The sequence below is a fragment of the Vibrio sp. B1ASS3 genome (assembly GCF_905175355.1).
Lineage (GTDB): Bacteria > Pseudomonadota > Gammaproteobacteria > Enterobacterales > Vibrionaceae > Vibrio > Vibrio owensii.
This window is the reverse complement of sequence record NZ_HG992743.1, coordinates 485,636-502,819: the sequence shown is the minus strand read 5'-3', so window position 1 is coordinate 502,819 and position 17,184 is coordinate 485,636. Positions and strand designations below refer to the sequence as shown.

The 17,184-nt window shown below is 44.9% G+C and carries 21 protein-coding genes and 1 riboswitch; of the genes, 12 read left to right on the top strand and 9 right to left on the bottom strand.

Annotation, left to right across the window (positions count from 1 at the left end; genetic code table 11):
• Window positions 1-114: 114 nt before the first annotated feature.
• The 4 genes from ugpA to KJB05_RS20740 are packed head-to-tail and all read left to right on the top strand — an operon-like array spanning window position 115 to window position 3,804.
• A complete protein-coding gene (ugpA, locus tag KJB05_RS20755) occupies window positions 115-996 on the top strand; it encodes a sn-glycerol-3-phosphate ABC transporter permease UgpA (protein WP_038865173.1) in 882 nt (293 codons plus the stop codon).
• Complete coding sequence (gene ugpE / locus KJB05_RS20750) at window positions 996-1,844, top strand: sn-glycerol-3-phosphate ABC transporter permease UgpE (protein WP_208445058.1); 849 nt, start codon at window positions 996-998, stop codon at window positions 1,842-1,844. Before ugpA ends, ugpE begins: the two co-directional genes overlap by 1 nt.
• Window positions 1,845-3,002 (top strand): sn-glycerol-3-phosphate import ATP-binding protein UgpC, encoded by a 1,158-nt coding sequence (locus KJB05_RS20745; RefSeq protein ID WP_041056819.1) that lies wholly within the window; start codon window positions 1,845-1,847, stop codon window positions 3,000-3,002.
• Window positions 2,995-3,804 carry an HAD-IIB family hydrolase gene (locus KJB05_RS20740; protein WP_208445059.1) on the top strand — a complete coding sequence of 270 codons (810 nt, stop codon included), beginning with the start codon at window positions 2,995-2,997 and terminating at the stop codon, window positions 3,802-3,804. Before KJB05_RS20745 ends, KJB05_RS20740 begins: the two co-directional genes overlap by 8 nt.
• Window positions 3,805-3,875: 71 nt before the next feature.
• On the opposite strand, the gene KJB05_RS20735 is transcribed toward KJB05_RS20740, so the two are convergent.
• Window positions 3,876-4,064 (bottom strand): hypothetical protein, encoded by a 189-nt coding sequence (locus tag KJB05_RS20735; RefSeq protein ID WP_009706250.1) that lies wholly within the window; start codon window positions 4,062-4,064, stop codon window positions 3,876-3,878.
• 588 nt (window positions 4,065-4,652) lie between these two features.
• Here KJB05_RS20735 and KJB05_RS20730 point away from each other — a divergent pair.
• From KJB05_RS20730 to KJB05_RS28890, 3 genes are all read left to right on the top strand, one after another.
• On the top strand, window positions 4,653-4,988 hold the full coding sequence (locus tag KJB05_RS20730; RefSeq protein WP_005439068.1) for a hypothetical protein: 336 nt from the start codon (window positions 4,653-4,655) through the stop codon (window positions 4,986-4,988).
• Window positions 4,989-5,075: 87 nt separating this feature from the next.
• On the top strand, window positions 5,076-5,204 hold the full coding sequence (locus KJB05_RS28895; protein WP_009706252.1) for a hypothetical protein: 129 nt from the start codon (window positions 5,076-5,078) through the stop codon (window positions 5,202-5,204).
• The gene (locus KJB05_RS28890; protein ID WP_009706253.1) at window positions 5,204-5,332 is read left to right on the top strand and encodes a hypothetical protein; all 129 of its coding nucleotides are present in this window, start codon (window positions 5,204-5,206) and stop codon (window positions 5,330-5,332) included. The genes KJB05_RS28895 and KJB05_RS28890 overlap by 1 nt, the downstream gene beginning before the upstream one ends.
• A 59-nt stretch (window positions 5,333-5,391) precedes the next feature.
• Here the strand turns inward: KJB05_RS28890 and KJB05_RS20725 are convergent, their stop codons facing one another.
• The 6 genes from KJB05_RS20725 to KJB05_RS20700 form a co-directional block, all read right to left on the bottom strand.
• Window positions 5,392-5,808: a MarR family transcriptional regulator gene (locus tag KJB05_RS20725; RefSeq protein ID WP_005439069.1), complete on the bottom strand. Its 417-nt coding sequence runs from the start codon at window positions 5,806-5,808 to the stop codon at window positions 5,392-5,394.
• The gene (dmeF, locus tag KJB05_RS20720; RefSeq protein WP_208445060.1) at window positions 5,808-6,722 is read right to left on the bottom strand and encodes a CDF family Co(II)/Ni(II) efflux transporter DmeF; all 915 of its coding nucleotides are present in this window, start codon (window positions 6,720-6,722) and stop codon (window positions 5,808-5,810) included. The genes KJB05_RS20725 and dmeF overlap by 1 nt, the downstream gene beginning before the upstream one ends.
• 208 nt (window positions 6,723-6,930) lie before the next feature.
• Window positions 6,931-7,941, bottom strand: a complete 1,011-nt coding sequence (locus KJB05_RS20715) for a GTP-binding protein (protein ID WP_208445061.1) — start codon at window positions 7,939-7,941, stop codon at window positions 6,931-6,933.
• A complete protein-coding gene (locus KJB05_RS20710) occupies window positions 7,931-8,491 on the bottom strand; it encodes a carbonate dehydratase (protein ID WP_005531901.1) in 561 nt (186 codons plus the stop codon). Before KJB05_RS20710 ends, KJB05_RS20715 begins: the two co-directional genes overlap by 11 nt.
• A 148-nt stretch (window positions 8,492-8,639) precedes the next feature.
• Complete coding sequence (locus KJB05_RS20705) at window positions 8,640-9,974, bottom strand: dihydroorotase (RefSeq protein WP_208445062.1); 1,335 nt, start codon at window positions 9,972-9,974, stop codon at window positions 8,640-8,642.
• Window positions 9,975-10,078: 104 nt separating this feature from the next.
• Complete coding sequence (locus KJB05_RS20700) at window positions 10,079-10,537, bottom strand: transcriptional repressor (RefSeq protein WP_061007726.1); 459 nt, start codon at window positions 10,535-10,537, stop codon at window positions 10,079-10,081.
• A gap of 178 nt (window positions 10,538-10,715) precedes the next feature.
• Between KJB05_RS20700 and KJB05_RS20695 the strand changes: the two genes are divergently transcribed.
• A complete protein-coding gene (locus KJB05_RS20695; protein ID WP_208445063.1) occupies window positions 10,716-11,564 on the top strand; it encodes a patatin family protein in 849 nt (282 codons plus the stop codon).
• Window positions 11,565-11,738: 174 nt separating this feature from the next.
• Here KJB05_RS20695 and KJB05_RS20690 read toward each other — a convergent pair whose 3' ends face one another.
• Window positions 11,739-12,587 (bottom strand): pirin family protein, encoded by an 849-nt coding sequence (locus tag KJB05_RS20690; protein ID WP_208445064.1) that lies wholly within the window; start codon window positions 12,585-12,587, stop codon window positions 11,739-11,741.
• 322 nt (window positions 12,588-12,909) lie between these two features.
• Here KJB05_RS20690 and KJB05_RS20685 point away from each other — a divergent pair, with 322 nt between their 5' ends.
• From KJB05_RS20685 to KJB05_RS20675, 4 genes are all read left to right on the top strand, one after another.
• Window positions 12,910-13,122, top strand: coding sequence for a cold-shock protein (locus tag KJB05_RS20685; protein ID WP_005439099.1), 213 nt, complete (start codon window positions 12,910-12,912; stop codon window positions 13,120-13,122).
• Between the two features lie 297 nt (window positions 13,123-13,419).
• The gene (locus tag KJB05_RS28775; protein ID WP_005452681.1) at window positions 13,420-13,629 is read left to right on the top strand and encodes a hypothetical protein; all 210 of its coding nucleotides are present in this window, start codon (window positions 13,420-13,422) and stop codon (window positions 13,627-13,629) included.
• A gap of 62 nt (window positions 13,630-13,691) precedes the next feature.
• Window positions 13,692-13,832 carry an adenosine deaminase gene (locus KJB05_RS20680; RefSeq protein WP_208445065.1) on the top strand — a complete coding sequence of 47 codons (141 nt, stop codon included), beginning with the start codon at window positions 13,692-13,694 and terminating at the stop codon, window positions 13,830-13,832.
• A gap of 325 nt (window positions 13,833-14,157) precedes the next feature.
• Window positions 14,158-14,257: riboswitch (purine riboswitch) on the top strand.
• Window positions 14,258-14,352: 95 nt separating this feature from the next.
• A complete protein-coding gene (locus tag KJB05_RS20675) occupies window positions 14,353-15,357 on the top strand; it encodes an adenosine deaminase (RefSeq protein WP_045483598.1) in 1,005 nt (334 codons plus the stop codon).
• A gap of 94 nt (window positions 15,358-15,451) precedes the next feature.
• On the opposite strand, the gene KJB05_RS20670 is transcribed toward KJB05_RS20675, so the two are convergent.
• Window positions 15,452-17,083, bottom strand: coding sequence for a diguanylate cyclase (locus tag KJB05_RS20670; RefSeq protein ID WP_208445066.1), 1,632 nt, complete (start codon window positions 17,081-17,083; stop codon window positions 15,452-15,454).
• Window positions 17,084-17,184 lie beyond the last annotated feature (101 nt).

Here is a 17,184-nt window from a genome sequence, read left to right as displayed (position 1 = left end):
CGAACAATGCTGCGCTGAGTCTTATTCGAATAACCGCTCAGATACGCACTCTCCCCGCCCATCTTGGGTGGGGAATTCGTTCACACACCTTGCCTGTTTTACTTTGGTATTTGTATGTCCTCACCTGTTGTTTTTAAACACAAATGGCTTCCGGTTGCGCTAATCGCACCTCAGTTGGTGATCACCTTGGTGTTCTTCATCTGGCCGGCAGGACAAGCCATTTTCCAATCTTCTCAACTTGAAGATGCTTTCGGCATGAGTCGTGAGTTTGTGGGTTTAGAGAACTTTGAAAAGCTCATCCATGATCCCCTTTACCTAGATTCGTTAATGACCACGCTGCAATTTAGCATCAGCGTCGCGGTGCTCGCGTTGGTCAGCGCACTCGTTCTTTCCGCTTTCGCCGAACAAATCATCCGTGGCGCAACCATGTATCGCACCTTCTTGATTTGGCCTTATGCGGTCGCTCCGGTTGTCGCAGGCTCGTTGTGGCTGTTTCTATTTGATCCAACCATCGGTGTCATGACCGAACTGTTGAACCTTTTTGGCGTAGACTGGAATCCAACCCTCAATGGCACTCATGCTATGTGGATGGTGATCATCACCTCGACGTGGAAGCAAATCAGCTACAACTTTCTGTTCTTCTTAGCGGCGCTGCAATCCGTGCCGAAGTCTTTGCACGAAGCCGCGGCCATTGATGGTAGCGGTCCGATCAAACGCTTTATCACCATTAGCTTCCCGCTGATTTCACCAACCAGCTTTTTCTTGTTGGTCGTGAACTTTGTTTATGCGTTCTTTGATACGTTCGCCATCATCCACGCGATGACACAAGGCGGTCCGAGTAACAGTACCTCGACCTTGGTTTACAAAGTCTACAACGATGGCTTTATCGGGCTAGATTTAGGCTCGTCAGCCGCGCAGTCCGTAATCCTGATGATCTTGGTCGCTTCCCTGACTGTGATTCAATTTAAGTATGTTGAGAAGAAGGTGGCGTACTGATGGTAGAAAGAAGACCGTTTTTCAATCTGTTTTGCCATGTCATTTTGATTCTTGGCATCATTTCGATTGCGCTTCCGGTTTGGATTGCAATCGTAGCAACCACCCATGAGAACAGTGCATTCGCTACTGGTACTCCACTTTGGTTTGGAGACTTGGGTTTTAGTGTATTTACTGACTTGTTGAGTAACGACACTCAGTACAACAACAATACTTTGCCGATTGGCAGTATGCTGCTGAACTCTTTCATTATGGCGATGTGCATTACCATCGGTAAGTTGAGCATTTCCATCATGTCAGCGTATGCAGTGGTGTTCTTCCGTTTTCCGGGACGGATGCTGGCGTTCTGGATGATTTTCTTCACGCTGATGTTACCCGTTGAAGTGCGCATCATGCCGACGTTTGAGGTGATTACGAACCTCAACATGCTCAACTCATTTTACGGCTTAACCATTCCGCTGATTGCCAGTGCGACCGCCACTTTCTTGTTCCGTCAGTTCTTTTTAACGGTACCGAATGAGTTAATGGAAGCAGCACGAATTGATGGCGCAGGACCAATCAAGTTCTTCTTCGATATCTTGTTGCCTCTGTCGCGTACCAACATCGCCGCACTGTTCGTCATCACTTTCATTTACGGCTGGAACCAATATCTATGGCCACTGCTGATCACAACTGACGTGCAGTACTACACCATCGTGATGGGCATTAAACAGATGCTTGGAGTAGTTGATGGTGTTGTGGAATGGAACAAAATTATGGCCACCACCATTATCGCCATGTTGCCACCCGTGATTGTGGTAATTGCAATGCAAAAAGCCTTTGTTAAAGGTCTGGTAGATTCGGAGAAATAAATGTCCACGTTAACTCTTTCTAATATCGCTAAATGTTATCCGAACGGCTATCAGGCGATCCAAAAACTCAATCTTGATATCTGCGACGGCGAAATGGTCGTGCTGGTTGGCCCAAGTGGCTGTGGTAAATCCACCCTACTTCGCATGATTGCAGGTCTAGAAGAAATCAGCTCTGGTGAGCTCAAGATCGACACCACAATCGTCAACGACCTCGAACCTGGCGAGCGCGACATTGCCATGGTATTCCAGAACTACGCCTTGTACCCACACATGACGGTGTACAACAACATGGCTTATGGGCTGCGCAACCGCAAAACACCGAAAGCGGAAATCGAGCGATTGGTTCACGAAGCAGCAAAGATGCTGGAGCTGGATCACCTACTCGACCGTAAACCAGGGCAGCTTTCTGGAGGACAACGTCAGCGTGTCGCGATGGGACGTGCAATTGTGCGTGAACCAAAGGTGTTCTTGTTTGATGAACCTCTGTCTAATCTAGACGCCAAACTGCGTGTTCAAATGCGTTTGGAAATAAAGAAGCTGCAACGTCGCCTTGGTACCACGTCGGTTTACGTTACCCACGACCAAGTGGAAGCAATGACGCTGGCAGACAAACTTGTTGTGCTGAACAAAGGCAACGTCGAACAAGTTGGTACGCCGCTAGAGATATACGACAACCCTGCTTCTCTGTTCGTCGCGACCTTTATTGGCTCACCATCCATGAACATCTTAGATGGCAATGTTAGCGCTGACGGCATTACTATTGGTGACGCACTGCTTCCTACATCCACAACAAACTTAGATCTAGGTGAAGTTAAACTGGGACTTCGTCCGGAGCATTTACAAATCAGCCAAGATAACCCATGGTTGCAGGTAGAGGTCGAATTGATTGAATCGCTCGGTGCTGACTTGTTGCTCTACTGCCGCACAGAAGGCGATGACTCGCAAAAGCTGGTTGTTCGTGTTGAGGGGCATACGCCGATTCAAATTGGCGACAAGCTTGGTCTGGATATCAAACCAAAGCATGTTCATCTATTTGATGCCAACACAGAAAAGCGCATCGAGTGTACACTGGCTCCAGCGGTGTCACTGCAAGACGTCAGTGACAATACCCAAGCAATCAATCCTAAAGTAAACAAGCAAGGAGTGGTGAATGCCTAACCCGTTATCAGAGCTCAATGTGGAGAGCCTGAAACAGATCGAATGGCTGCTGACCGACGTGGACGACACGTTGACTTGGCAAGGCAAACTGCCACCAGAGACATTAATTGCGCTAGCAGAGTTAGAGCGTGTGGGCGTAAAAGTGGTCGCAGTAACAGGCGCATGTGCTGGTTGGTGTGACCAAATGGCAAAGATGTGGTCACTGCATGGTGTGATTGGTGAAAATGGCGCGTTTTGGATGAGAAAAGACGCGACAGGATTCAACACCACCTTCGCTCGCCCAGCCGAAGCGATGCGCAAAGAACAACGCGCATTACAAGAAAGCATTGCGGGCATTTTGGCAGAGTATCCTGATGTCGAGTTCAGCCAAGATCAGAGCTTTCGCTACTGTGACGTTGCGGTGAACATAGCGCAAGATAGAGCGCCAGTTTCCCCTTCCACGACAATGGAAATTCTTAATCGCATCGTGAATTTGAATGTGGAGTCTCACCCCATTAACGCCACATTGAGTTCGATTCACATCAATGCTTGGGTAGGTAATCACAGTAAGCGTACTAGCGGTGAAGCGTACATTAAGCAGTTCAATAATGGTGAGCTACCGAGTTTGGAACGTATCACTTATGTGGGAGATTCATTGAATGATGAAGGCATGTTTGAGTGGCTGCCAACGACCTTTGGCGTAAACAACATTCGCCCTTTATTGGCGAAACTGAATCACCAACCTAGCTTTTTGACTGAGGAAAACGGCGGTTTTGGGTTTGCTCAATTGGCTAACCTAATCGTCAAAGCCAAAAGGCAGTAACGGCTTTTAACAGGGCTGTTTGGTAAAAGTGCAGCCTTCGAAAGGGTTAGATACTCGGGTAAATGGATACCCTAAGAATAGGAGGACGCGGTTCTCTCTTCGGCGAACAGTCGATGGATGAATTGGCGTTCTTCTTCACTCAAACGCACTGTCACTTCCTGTTTGGTTGCATTCTGAACCAACTGATAAACCTCATTCAATTGCGATAACGTCAAAGAATTCAGTTTTTGCTTTATTGCACTAAATTGCTGCTGTTCCATATTTTTATGCTACTTATTCCTTATTTAACCCCTCATTGAGAAAAAAAGACACTCAATCCAAATATCACCATGGAGGGGGGAAATATATTCGGATTGAGTGAAAAGAAGGAGTAAAGACTGCGGCGGATTGCATGAGAAAATCAAACTCTCAATCTTTATTAAGCACTCCAACGAGAAAAAGAATATCGCTTTCTGATGTATTTATAATTAGCAGTTGTGAAGTTTATTTATCATAAGTGCTTAAAAATCTCTCACCGAGAAACACCGCTTAAGCCCTTGCTACACTTAGCATTTCTCCAATTCAAGTAGCCTACCATGCCCAGAATGGACAATCTCGCAACAAAGATTGCTTGTTGTTTTCACTAATTATTTTTGTTTGTCGCATCCAAAAGCAGCCCATATTATCCGCAGCACAAGGGATGACATTCCTTACGCTCTTTAACAATCAAATGCCGTACTTCCTCATCTGCAACTTTCCTACTGATGTAAAAATTTCCTTGTGATTCCCATTTTCTAATTTTTACAACCACTGCGCAGAGCATTTAAAGCTGTGTTCTGCATTACAGTCTATTCATGTAGGAATTCATCGTGGATAAATATCAAGCTGCATACGCTAAGCGTCTAGAAAAACTGAAAGGCAATCGTTCGCCAAAAGCTATTGCACGTATTTCGGCGTGGGATGCGTTTTTTAACAAAGAATACGAGATGCAAGATCTAGAGTCTCAAATGACAGACTCAGCTCGCAAGCACTACGAGCAATCTGACGTTAAAAATGAAATCAGCTTTGGTTCATTCAAACGCGCGTTCTATAAAGAATCGATCGTGATTTATGACCTAACCGATGGTGCTTCAATTCAGAAGGTGTTCACACCACTACTTGTGCTAACAACAGCATGGGTACTGTTCGTGTGTTTTACCCAGTAATTGAATAACCGAATTTAATAAGCAATAGATAAACTATTGGCAGAGTGTTTATACCTTTGTTCAATACAAACAGTTGAGAGTTTAAGGATGAAAGGAAGAAACATTGCGGCATTTGCCATTGTGATGGCAGCACTAACGTTTGGGTATGGCTTTAAAGCGTACCAAGAGGCTAATGGTGTCATTTACCCAACCTTTAAGAAGGAGTTTAATCTCTAATGCCTAAGATTACCCTTCTGCTACTCGCAACGACAGTCGCCATGGGCATTACCGGCGCTGCATTCTGTGTTGGCGTCACTTACGCGTTTACACAATTGCCAATAGAGCAAATTCTATCGAGCTTATAATAAAAAAGTAGAGCATTTCGGTGCTCTACTTTTTTGCTATTTAGGGTTTAAAAAACCAATCAAAATTCTCGATTCATCTTCTCTAAACAGGCGAACAAAATCGCTTGATGCTCAGGGTCGATATTGCGCGTTAAGTCTTGAACCAAATCTAAATGCAGTTGATTGTGGTGGCGGTGAATCTCTTCACCCGCTGGTGTGAGCTTCACGACAATCGCACGACGATCTTCTGGATGCGGGCAACGCTCAATAAGCTCTGCTTTTACCAGCTTCTCAATTTGAACCGTCAGCGTACCCGTAGTGATACCGAGTTTCTCGGCCAACTCTTTCATACGCATTGCACCGTGCCCACCCAACACTTCAATGGTGTGAGTTTGAGCCAGTGAATAACCCGTTTCTTTTACTACAGATTGCTCCCAAGAAGACATTTTGTCATAGAACTCGGTAAGCGTTTGATTCAGCTTTTCTAATTCGCGCATCAGTCAGTCGTTTGAACTTCCAAAGTCAGGTGGTGAATCTTATCAAATTTACTCAATAATTGCTTAAATTCATCCAGCGTTTTGTCGCTGTGATTTTTTAATGCGATTGCCGCAGAGTAATGGTGACCACTCACTTTCCAGATGTGTAAATCAACGATCTCGGCGTAAGGCGTGAGTGTTTCTGTAATCTCATCTCGGCAAGACTTGTTGATGCTCTCGTCCAACAACACAGGCGCTGTTTGCTTCATTAAGCCCAAGGTCCATTTACCAATCACAATAGCACCAACAATACCCATCATGGCATCTAACCAAACCCAACCGTAAAACTTACCGACAATCAGCGCCACGATCGCCAGCAAAGACGTCAATGTATCCGCCAGCACGTGGAAATATGCAGCGGTTAAGTTGTGGTCGTGATGATGTTCGTGCTCATGATCATGAGAGTGGTTATCGTGATGGTCATGCCCATGGTGATGGTGATCTTGCAGAAGTAGCATGCTTGCAAGGTTAACCACGAGACCAATCACCGCCACCATGATCGCCTCGTTGAATTGGATACTCTCTGGATTGAAGAGACGATGAATCGACTCAACCATCATCATCAGTGCCACAATCCCCAACGCAATCGCACTGGTAAAACCGCCAAGTACACTCACCTTGCCCGTACCAAATGAGAAGCGGTCACTGTGCGCATTTTGTTTCGCGTAGCGGTAAGCAAAAAGAGTAATACAAAATGCCGCTGCGTGTGTGCCCATGTGCCAACCATCTGCGAGCAATGCCATTGAGCCAAACATGGTTCCGGCAGCAATCTCTACCACCATAGTGGTCACGGTTAGAATCAATACGTAGAGCGTGCGTTTTTCACCCTTTTGGTTGTGAGAAACGAAATCATGTGAATGTTGCGATACAGCCATTGCGACACTTACCTTCCAATTTTAGTTTGATTATCAAATTATTTGATTTTAATTTAGTTTGACTATCAAACAATGTCAACCTAGGAAGGCATAATCACCAAAAGATCATGCAAGAGAAGTTAAGAAAGAAGAAAACTTGGAAGAAAAGTACCGAGCGGTATAAAAAAGAAATGGCGGGCATCCAGCCAAACACGAATGCCCGTTATTATTAATCGTGTGAAAGTTCACACGAAAGCAGTTTGGCTTCAAATTGATCGTCAATGCTGTCTGCAATCAATTCGATGCGGCTTTCGGCACAATCATCCAACTCCACTTCGGTTAGTCCATCTGGCGTTAAGTTGTAACCATAAATGCCATCGCTCGTAATAAACACGGCTTTCATGCGCTCGACTTCTAGCTCCACCAACAAAGGAATCAGCTTCCGACGGTCAAACACTTTCTCCGGCGAGAAGCGCCAACCGACACTTTGGAAGCCTTCGCCTTCATTGGTCGCTTTAATAATGCCACTTTCAGGCATTGGCATGTCTGAAGCCAACGGCTTGTCACTCGCATGATGGTGGTGATGGTGCGGCGGATGCTCATGAATGGTGGTTTCGCCTTCAAATTCATGAAAAGGAATCACACCGTGCTCCGCGAAAATCACTTTTGTATTTGGACGACCAACTTCCGCCACGTAAGCTTCTAGCTTCTGGGTATCACCCTCTTGATAGAGGTCGAGCTTATTACCCACCACCGTATCGGCAATGGCAATTTGCTGATTGAATGTATCGTGCTCGGTGTAACGAAGATCTGTCAGCTTACGAGCATCAACTAAGGTGATGTTCTTTTGCAATGACAACACTTGTCGATAATGATCCGTCGATAAAACCTGTAACACCTCTTTTGGATGCCCAAGGCCAGTCGGCTCAATCAACAAACGGTCGGGCTTTGCTTCATTCAGCAGTTGATTCAGTGCGATTTGCATTGGTAATCCCGCCGCACAGCACATACACCCGCCGGGTACTTCACGAATAAAGACTTGCTGCTCTTCGCTTTGCTGCCCTTGAACCAAACTGCCATCAACACCGATTTCGCCAAACTCATTCACCAAAACAGCCCAGCGTTCATTCTCTGGCTTATTCGCCATCAGGTTCAAAATCGCAGAGGTTTTACCGACGCCCAAAAACCCGGTAATAATGTTAGTTGGAACCCCAAGTATGGGCTGATTATCAGAGCTCATTGGCAATTCTCCTGTAGCCTTGAACCAGTTCGTGGTTTGCCGAAACCACAGACTCCGAAAACGCCGAGTATTCTGGCGGCACTTTCGAGATGCTGTTCAAATCAAAGTCGGCGCCGATATTGGTCATCGGCGGAACATGGAAGTTCTCTGGCAAGTCTAGTCCATCTACCACGCAGTTATGACGAATCACACAACCTGTACCAATCACAGCATTAAACACCACGGAGTTAAAACCGATAAACACGTCATCACTGACTTCACATGGGCCATGAATAATAGAACGGTGCGCAATCGACGAACGCTCTCCAATGGTCACGGCTGCACCTGCTTTTGAGTGGATAACGACGCCATCTTGAATGTTGGTATCGCGCTTGATCACGATGGCTTCCATGTCGCCTTGTTCGTTCACTTCATCAGCACGAATCACCGCGTAAGGACCAATAAAAACGTTATCTTCAATGATTACTTTGCCACAGATGATCGCCGTTGGATCAATGAACGCCGTTTCCGATACTTCCGGCATGTGACCAGTAGGATTTCTTCTTAACATATTGATTTCTCTTTATTCGGTGCCTCAAAGACACTCAAGCTACGACAACTATACTTCTACAAATAAAGCTCAAAGAAAGCGGATAAATGTAAGCTTTCGAAAATAAACTGAGCTTTCAAATAATCTAAGTTTCTGAAAAACGTGAATCCTAGCGATCGAATACCAATCGCATGGCGTGTGCAGCCTGCTCATTCACTTGTTGGTTGGCATACACTAAGCCGCCATTGACCCATGTGTTCTTAATTTGAGCCGAGAACTGATGGCCAGCAAACGGCGACCAACCACAATGGTACAAGCTGTTCTCGTTCGTCACTGGCGTTGGTGCTTCGGCATCAACAAGAACCAAATCAGCAAAGTAGCCTTCGCGAATAAAACCGCGCTCTTGAACACCATAACGAATCGCTGGGTTATGAGCGGTTTTCTCTACCACTTTCTCCATCGTCATGTGCCCGCGACTCACTTGATCGAACAGCGTCAGTAGTGCGTGCTGCACCAAAGGTAGGCCAGCAGGTGCTTGGTCGTAAGGCACTTGCTTTTCTTCCCAAGTGTGTGGGGCATGGTCCGTCGCAATAATATCGATCTGGCCTGTGCTTAATGCCTTTAGTAGCGCGTCACGATCGCTTGGGTATTTTACGGCTGGGTTGCATTTAATTTGGTTACCACGCTCTGCATAGTCTTCATTGCTAAACCAGAGGTGGTGAACACACGCTTCTGCGGTGATGCTCTTACCTTGAATCGGGCCCGCTTCAAACAAAGCCAATTCTTTTGCTGTTGTGATATGCAGTACGTGCAGTTGGCTGTTGTGCTTCTTCGCTAACTCAACAGCGTAAGAAGAAGAGGCATAGCAAGCTTCATCATCACGAAGTACTGGGTGGTCTTCAATGTTGAATTCCGACTTCTCTTTCAAAAGACGTTCTTTGTTCTGAGCAATGACAGGGCCACTTTCACAGTGCGTTACGATCAATACTGGTGAATCACGGAAAATCTCGTCCAATGCTTGCTCGTCTTCGACCAATAGATCTCCGGTAGATGCGCCCATAAAGACTTTCACACCACAGTGTTTCTTTGGATCGAGTAATTTGATTTGCTCAAGGTTGTCTTCAGTTGCGCCAAGGTAGAAAGAGTAGTTAGCCAGAGAGCTTTGTTCCGCGATGGCAAATTTGCGTTCCAACGCTTCAATCGTCGTGGTTGCTGGGCTTACGTTTGGCATTTCCATGAAGCTCGTGATGCCACCAGCGACGGCTGCGCGTGATTCGGTTGCAATAGAGCCTTTATGAGTCAGTCCTGGTTCGCGGAAATGCACTTGGTCATCGATCATTCCAGGGATCAAATAGCAACCTTTCGCATCGATAACGACATCACCTTCCCTTACTGCTATGTCAGTTGCGATGGTTTCGATTCGTTGATCGACAATTCGCAAATCGGTTTCGGTGATGGTTCCTTCATTTACGACACGGGCGTTTTTAATGAGCGTTGCAGACATAGCGGTTCAGAATCTCCTTGCTGATGATGCTAATGGTTGGGATGTATTTGAGGAAAAGGTGACGAAGTCGTCATGGTGTGAGCCAAACTCAATAAAAAGCACGGCTATTTGGTGTCAGCGCAGTCATCACATACACAATTGATTTCTAATTGAGGGCTAACGACGGTAAACCCCTCTTGTTTTGCATGAGATTTAAGACCATTAATCAATTTAGGATCGATGGCTTGTTCGCTGATCTTGTTGCACTTTGAACAGATGAGAAACTGGGGAATACCATGTTCGTCATCACACAGGATATGAGAACAGGCGATATATTTATTAGAAACCTTTAGTTTGTGGGCTAGATGCTCACCTTCAAGGAAATCCAAAATTCGATACACCGACATCGCTTGAATATTTTGCTCAAAGTGCGCTTTGCAGTAATCCACTAATTCATACGCTGAAAGCGCTTTATCGGCATGAACCAAAGCCCGCAAGACTAACTTCCGCTTAGTCGTTAGTTGCTTACCTTGAGCCTTAAAACTCGTTTCAACATGCTTAATAATGGCGTCAATATCGCTCACTCTCACCTCACACAAGACACACGCTACCTTTTAATAATTTTGATTATTGTTATGTTATAACATAAAAATAGATTCATCAAGGTGAGACCAAAGCGAACGCGATTTGGGAATGCGCATTAGATCCGTTACTCTAATTAGCTCGTATCCCAAATCAGAATAATCAAAACGGATGGCTAGAATGGAACACGTTGGCTCTCGGGCACTGGTTGTTGAAGGTGGTGCCATGCGCGGGGTATTTTCCTGCGGCATACTCGATCATTTTATTAAGCAAGACTTCTCCCCGTTTGACAGTTTTTGGGGCGTTTCGGCAGGCGCGAGCAACTTAGCCGCATACCTTGCACAAATGCCGGGAAGGAACCTCAAAATCTATCTTGATTACAGCTTGCGTAAAGAGTTCATTTCTCCCACCCAACTGCTGCGTGGCGGTGACATGATGGACTTGGATTGGATGTGGGATATCACGCTTAAAGAACTCGATATAGATAGAGACGTGCTTTCTGCTGATCCTCGTCCTTTCTTTTTGGGGGTCACTCGACAGGACAACGGACAACCAGAATACCTCACGCCATCCATTCAAATGCTGGCAGAAACCATGAAAGCCAGTAGCGCCCTGCCCATCATGTACCGAAACGGTGTCGCTTTAGATGGTGTGAGATATGTTGATGGCGGCGTAGCGGATGCGATTCCCGTCGCCGAAGCCATTAAACGCGGCGCGACCAGAATCATGGTGCTAAGAAGTCGGCCAGCCAGTTATCGTAAATCCAAACCTAAACTTGAAAAGCTCACAGCACGCCTGTTGAAAGATCATCCTGCTTTGGTAGAGCCAATGCTCACGCGTCATATTCGCTATAACCAGAGCTTGGAATTGATAGAGAATCCACCCGCTGGCGTTGAGATCATTCAAATCTGTCCACCAGAAGGCTTTAAATTAAAACGCTTGAGCCGCTCGCCAGAACCATTACGCAAAGCTTATGAATTGGGCTTGGAGTTTGGCAAGCATGCCATAACGCGTTGGGAACAGAGCTAAACACCACTTTCAAAACGCAGCTGAATAAAAAAAGCCACACCATGTTAGTGTGGCTGATGCAAATTCGATGGCAGTGGATATCGTCTTTGCTTGCGTATGAGCCCAATGCACGGACTCCAAATCACTTAGGGGTCACCAATCGTGCGAGTTCAGTGCGCACGATTGTCGGTCAAACTAATACGTTTCAAACAATCCAGAGTTGTAATCTTGAATCGCTTGTTCAATCTCTTCGATGCTATTCATGACAAACGGGCCGTAATGCACTACAGGCTCATCAATTGGTTCGCCGATAAAGAGCAGTACGCCACTGGTGTCATTGGATTGAAGCGTCACTAACTCACCTTTAGAAAGCAGTGCCATTTCTCCCTGCATGACAACGCGCTCTCCAATATTAATGCTGCCTTTATAAGCATAGACCATCATATTGTGATCGTTAGGCGTCATCAGGTTTAACGACGCGCCTTGGTGCGCTTGCCAATCAGCGACTGTCACAGGCACACCAGTTTTACTCAATGGCCCTCGAATTAGTTCATCATCAATATTCAGCTCACCAGAAATAACGCGAACTAAGCCATGCGCCTCTGCGCGATGTTCGGTAATGGTTTCCGGTTGGAAGTCGTGATATTGCGCCGGAGCCATCTTGTCTCGCGCTGGTTGATTAATCCAAATTTGGAAACCGTGCAGCTCACCGTCTTCCATTATTGGCATTTCACCATGAATGACGCCTCGACCAGCTGCCATCCATTGCGCACCACCGGAACGAAGTTCACCAACATTATCCATGTGGTCACGGTGTTGGAAGTGTCCCGTTAACATGTAAGTCAGCGTTTCAATGCCTCGGTGTGGATGCGGAGGGAACCCGCCTACGTAATCGGCTCTTTGGTCTGATTTCAGTTCATCTACCATCAAGAATGGTGAAAAGCTCGCATTGTTAAAGCCTGCGACACGGCGAATTTTCACGCCGTCACCATCAGCAGTTGCATGTGATGGGATAATCTGACGAATCTCTCTCACTGTACTCATAATCTTGCCTCCCTTTAGGATATGAGTTGATTCTAGAGAGCAAGTACTGAGTTTATGAGGGGGAAAAATTGTTCTACTTCATCAACTTTTTCGAACGAAAAAAAATGAAAAATAAATGTAGCTATTTTTTAAACACCCTGTATAGTGGCGGCTGGCTCTAGAAAAGAGCTGTTAATGCTACATTTAGTTTAAGTTCCCTCTCAGTAACATCCTGAATCTTCGGTTCAGACTCCTGCGTAAAACTTCCTCTTGATTGCACATTCAATAGCTTAAAAAAGATCCATCACAATTCGTACATTATTGTTTAATTTCAGAGGTTTTTATGTCTGGTAAAGTAACTGGTTCAGTAAAATGGTTCAACGAAACTAAAGGTTTTGGTTTCCTAACTCAAGACAACGGCGGCCAAGATGTATTCGTACACTTCAACGCTATCGTTGCTGACGGTTTCAAAACTTTGGCTGAAGGTCAGAAAGTAAGCTTCAACGTAGAAGATGGTAAAAAAGGTCCTCAAGCGACTGAAGTTACTCCTCTATAAGATAGCTTTTCTTGGTGCAGCATTTCCTCGCTGCACCAAACTCTCTCCCCCCTTCAAAAATTCCTCAAACTTAATACTCAGCAATCAAATATTGCTCGGTTTTCTGCTGCCTAAAAGAAATGGGCTGCACCACTGTATCCATCGTTGGAACAAGGTATCTTTAGTCAGATCACTGTCGCCGTCGTTGGTATGTAAATTACCAAAATTAGGAAAAATTATGTCTAGAAGAACAGGTCGTCAAAGACACTGGTATCAATTATCGAATAAAGAAAAGATCACAAAGAAACAGGAGAATAAATGATAGAGATTGAATTCCGTTTAAAACAACCCGACATCTCTTGGAACGCCAAAATTCACCAACTTAACAGTGATATTTTAAGGCGCCATATATTGCCAAAACTCCAATCTGCTTGCTATCTCATTGATTTTAAATACTGTGAGAAAACCTATTCCGGTGACATTCTGTGTGACTCAGGTTCAAAGCTAGGAAGTTTTATTATTAAATAAATCAGTTTCGTGCATTAATAATTAATGTGGAAATTTAGGAAGAAATTCCCGAGGTGAAAAACATGGCAAATAAAAGCAAGAAGCAAATTGAGCAAGAAAAGAAAGAGTCCGAACAAAACGCTGCTGCGATAAAACAACAAACTCGCCGCCGAATTGAGGACATCATGGAGCAAAGAGAATTTGATAAAATGTTCGTGCTATAAATACATTCCCTTTCATTTCCTTTTCTCTACTCTTCTCAATTTAAAGTATCGATGTGCAAGGTATCGCCACCCCTTCTCTCAGTTCACAATGAGAGCTCACAATGAGCAACGCACAATAAACTCGATATGACTCCCAATGTTTCTCGCATGATGTGATTCAGTATTAGCCACTGAATATTCGACTCAGCCAGGTGTGTGCTGACAACGAAACCATCATGCGATGAAATCGCTCCCTTTTCCCTTTTCCCTTTTCCCTTTTCCCTTTTCCCTTTTCCCAAAGAATTACAATTTACTCACTAGCTCTAGCCAAGCCCCAATTTTTGCGTATAATCGCAACCGTTTGCTTCGTATAACCCCAATGATATGGTTTGGGGGTCTCTACCAGCTCCCGCAAAGTGCTGATTACGAAGAGTCGAGATCACTGTGGATCTTACTCTTTGTAATGGCGTTCGATTTTTCTCAATCTATACCTATTCTTAGAGTAATTGCATCCACGTAAAAGCATAAGAAGAGGTGGAATATGAACGCATTTATTCAAGGTCTTCCAAAGGTAGAGTTACACTTACATATCGAAGGTTCGCTAGAGCCAGAACTGTTGTTTGAGCTTGCACAGCGCAACAACATCGACATCCCATACGAATCACCGCAAGCACTGCGCAAGGCGTACGAGTTCGAAGATTTGCAGTCTTTCCTAGATATCTACTATCAAGGTGCTAACGCGCTTCGCACGGAACAAGACTTCTATGATTTGACTTGGGCATACCTAGAGCGCTGCAAAGCTGACAACGTTATCCATACTGAAATCTTCTTTGACCCACAAACCCACACCGACCGTGGCATTGAGTTTGAGACTGTTATCAATGGTATTCACCGAGCAATGCAAGATGGTAACGAGAAGTTAGGTATCACCTCTCAAATCATTGCGTGCTTCTTGCGTCACCTATCGGAAGAGAGCGCGATTGAAACACTGCAATCCATTGTTAAACACAAAGACAAAATCGTCGGTGTTGGTTTGGATTCTTCAGAGCTTGGACATCCGCCAGAGAAGTTCAAACGTGCGTTCCAACAAGCAAAAGAAGCAGGTTTACTCACCGTGGCACACGCAGGCGAGGAAGGTCCGGCACAAAACATCATCGATTCTGTCGAGATGCTGGGCGTTAGCCGCGTCGACCATGGTGTTCGCTGCGTTGAAGATGCATCGTTAGTCGAAGCGCTCATCGAAAGTAAAATGCCACTCACGGTATGCCCGTTATCGAACATCAAGCTTTGCGTGTTTGACGAAATGGAGCAGCACAACATTGTCGATTTGCTACGTAAAGGTGTCGCGGTAACCATTAACTCGGATGATCCGGCGTACTTTGGTGGTTACATGACAGATAACTTTATGGCGGTCAGTAATGCACACCCGATGACGAAGCCAGAGTTGGCTCAGTTTACGATCAATGCCATTAATGCGAGCTTCATCAGCGAGGCACTTAAAGCCAAATACCGTGCTCAAGTCGCTGATTACTTAGCGAATCACTGATTGATTACCAATTGAATCAAATAAGGGCTAGTGACCTAGCCCTTCCTCGTCAGAGGTAAACAAATGCATTGTGGTCGCGCAAGTCCCTTGCTCATCAAACACATACCCAGCTTTTCACACAGTTTCTTCCCGACTTCTTAGCTGTGTAGAGTGCTTTATCTGCGTTCGCGATCAAGTCATCAAAGCTTTGCCCTGCGCTTAATGTAGCAACACCAGCACTAAATGTCATGCTTGTGACGGGTGAGAAGTTCTCTAGTGTCATTTTTTCTTGTAGGTTGGTAGCAATTTGTTCGCTCTGCTCAATCGATGTATCCCTCAACAAAATGACAAATTCCTCTCCACCCCACCTTGCGATCAAATCTTGCGTTCTTACATTGGCACTCAGGAAGTCGGCCACATGCATTAGCACTTGGTCACCGACATCATGCCCAAATGTGTCATTCACGGCTTTAAAGTAGTCAAGGTCAATAAGAATCAGAGAAGTTGAATGAGAATGCATCGTCTTATTGACCAACTCTTGATGTACTTGGTTAATTAAGGCTCGTCGATTGAATAAGTTGGTTAAAGGATCATACATAGCTAACCAAGTTAACTTCTGGTTGTTTTCGTTGAGTAGTTTCACAGACATCGCGAGATCGTGATTGGCATCATTTAACTCGTTGGTTCTTCGCGCAACCACATCCTCCAAGTTTCGATTGTGTTGTTGAATCTCCTCTATGGTGTTTTTAAACGCGTTAGACAACTGACCGATTTCATCCAAAGAGTTTTGACCTGCGAATTCAGTGTAGTGACTGCTGACCGAATTTTTTACGTCCTTTGTGAGTTCTAAAATCGGGCGTGTCACTGAGTTGGTTAGATAGAAAATGATCGGCATAAAAACGATGGTTACCACTAATAAAGTAATGGTGACATCTTCTACTAGTGCTTTGATATCAAGGAATATATCTGATTCTTCCGTTGTAACGAACAACGTCCAGCCCGGTAAAGTATCAATGGTTGAAAAAGTAACAATCTTAGGTTCACCGACATTTTCATCATAATAATGCCCGTATCCGATATCATGCTGTCGTGTTTGCTGTGCAATACTCCCAAAGCCTTCAAAGCCGATACTGTCAGCATCAAAGATATTTGCCTCTAAAATGAGAGCGTTATTCGGGTGAGAAACCACATTTCCATCATTATCGGCAATCCAAGCATAACTGCTATTTCCAAGTTTTACTTTAGCCAATCTCTTGCTCAAATAATCAACTGAGATTGATACAGCAACAATTCCACTCCACTCATTTTGTGAATCAAAGACCGGTACACCCAATGCAATCAATGGCTCCCCTGTCACTAAACCTATGTGTGGCTTAGTGACATGGTATTGTGCTTGTTGCCATTTCACATCCTCCGTAATATCTGCCAGCGTAACTTTTGTTTTGCGACCTTGATAATCAACCAAGTTCCATTTGTTGTCGACGAACAAAGCGTTCACGATCGCATGTTGTGACATGCTGTATAGCCATTTCAATTCTTCAATAATGAACGGAACGTCACCATGCTGAACTCTTTGATGACCACTGATGGTTCGAAGTGAAGCGATATTTCTTTGTAACTCTTGGCTGATCACATCAGAATGGAGGTTTGAGACTTGAATCGAGTTATTTAGGGCAACACTAAATACACGTTGCTGCTCTTTAAAGTAAAGGGCACCAAACAAAATAAAAACGAAGCAAATCGTCATTACTGTATAAGTGACAATAAACTTAGTTCGAATACTCGTAAAAAAAACGCGACTTCCCTGCACAAAAACCCCAGTTATATTGAGGAATATATTTACAGTCT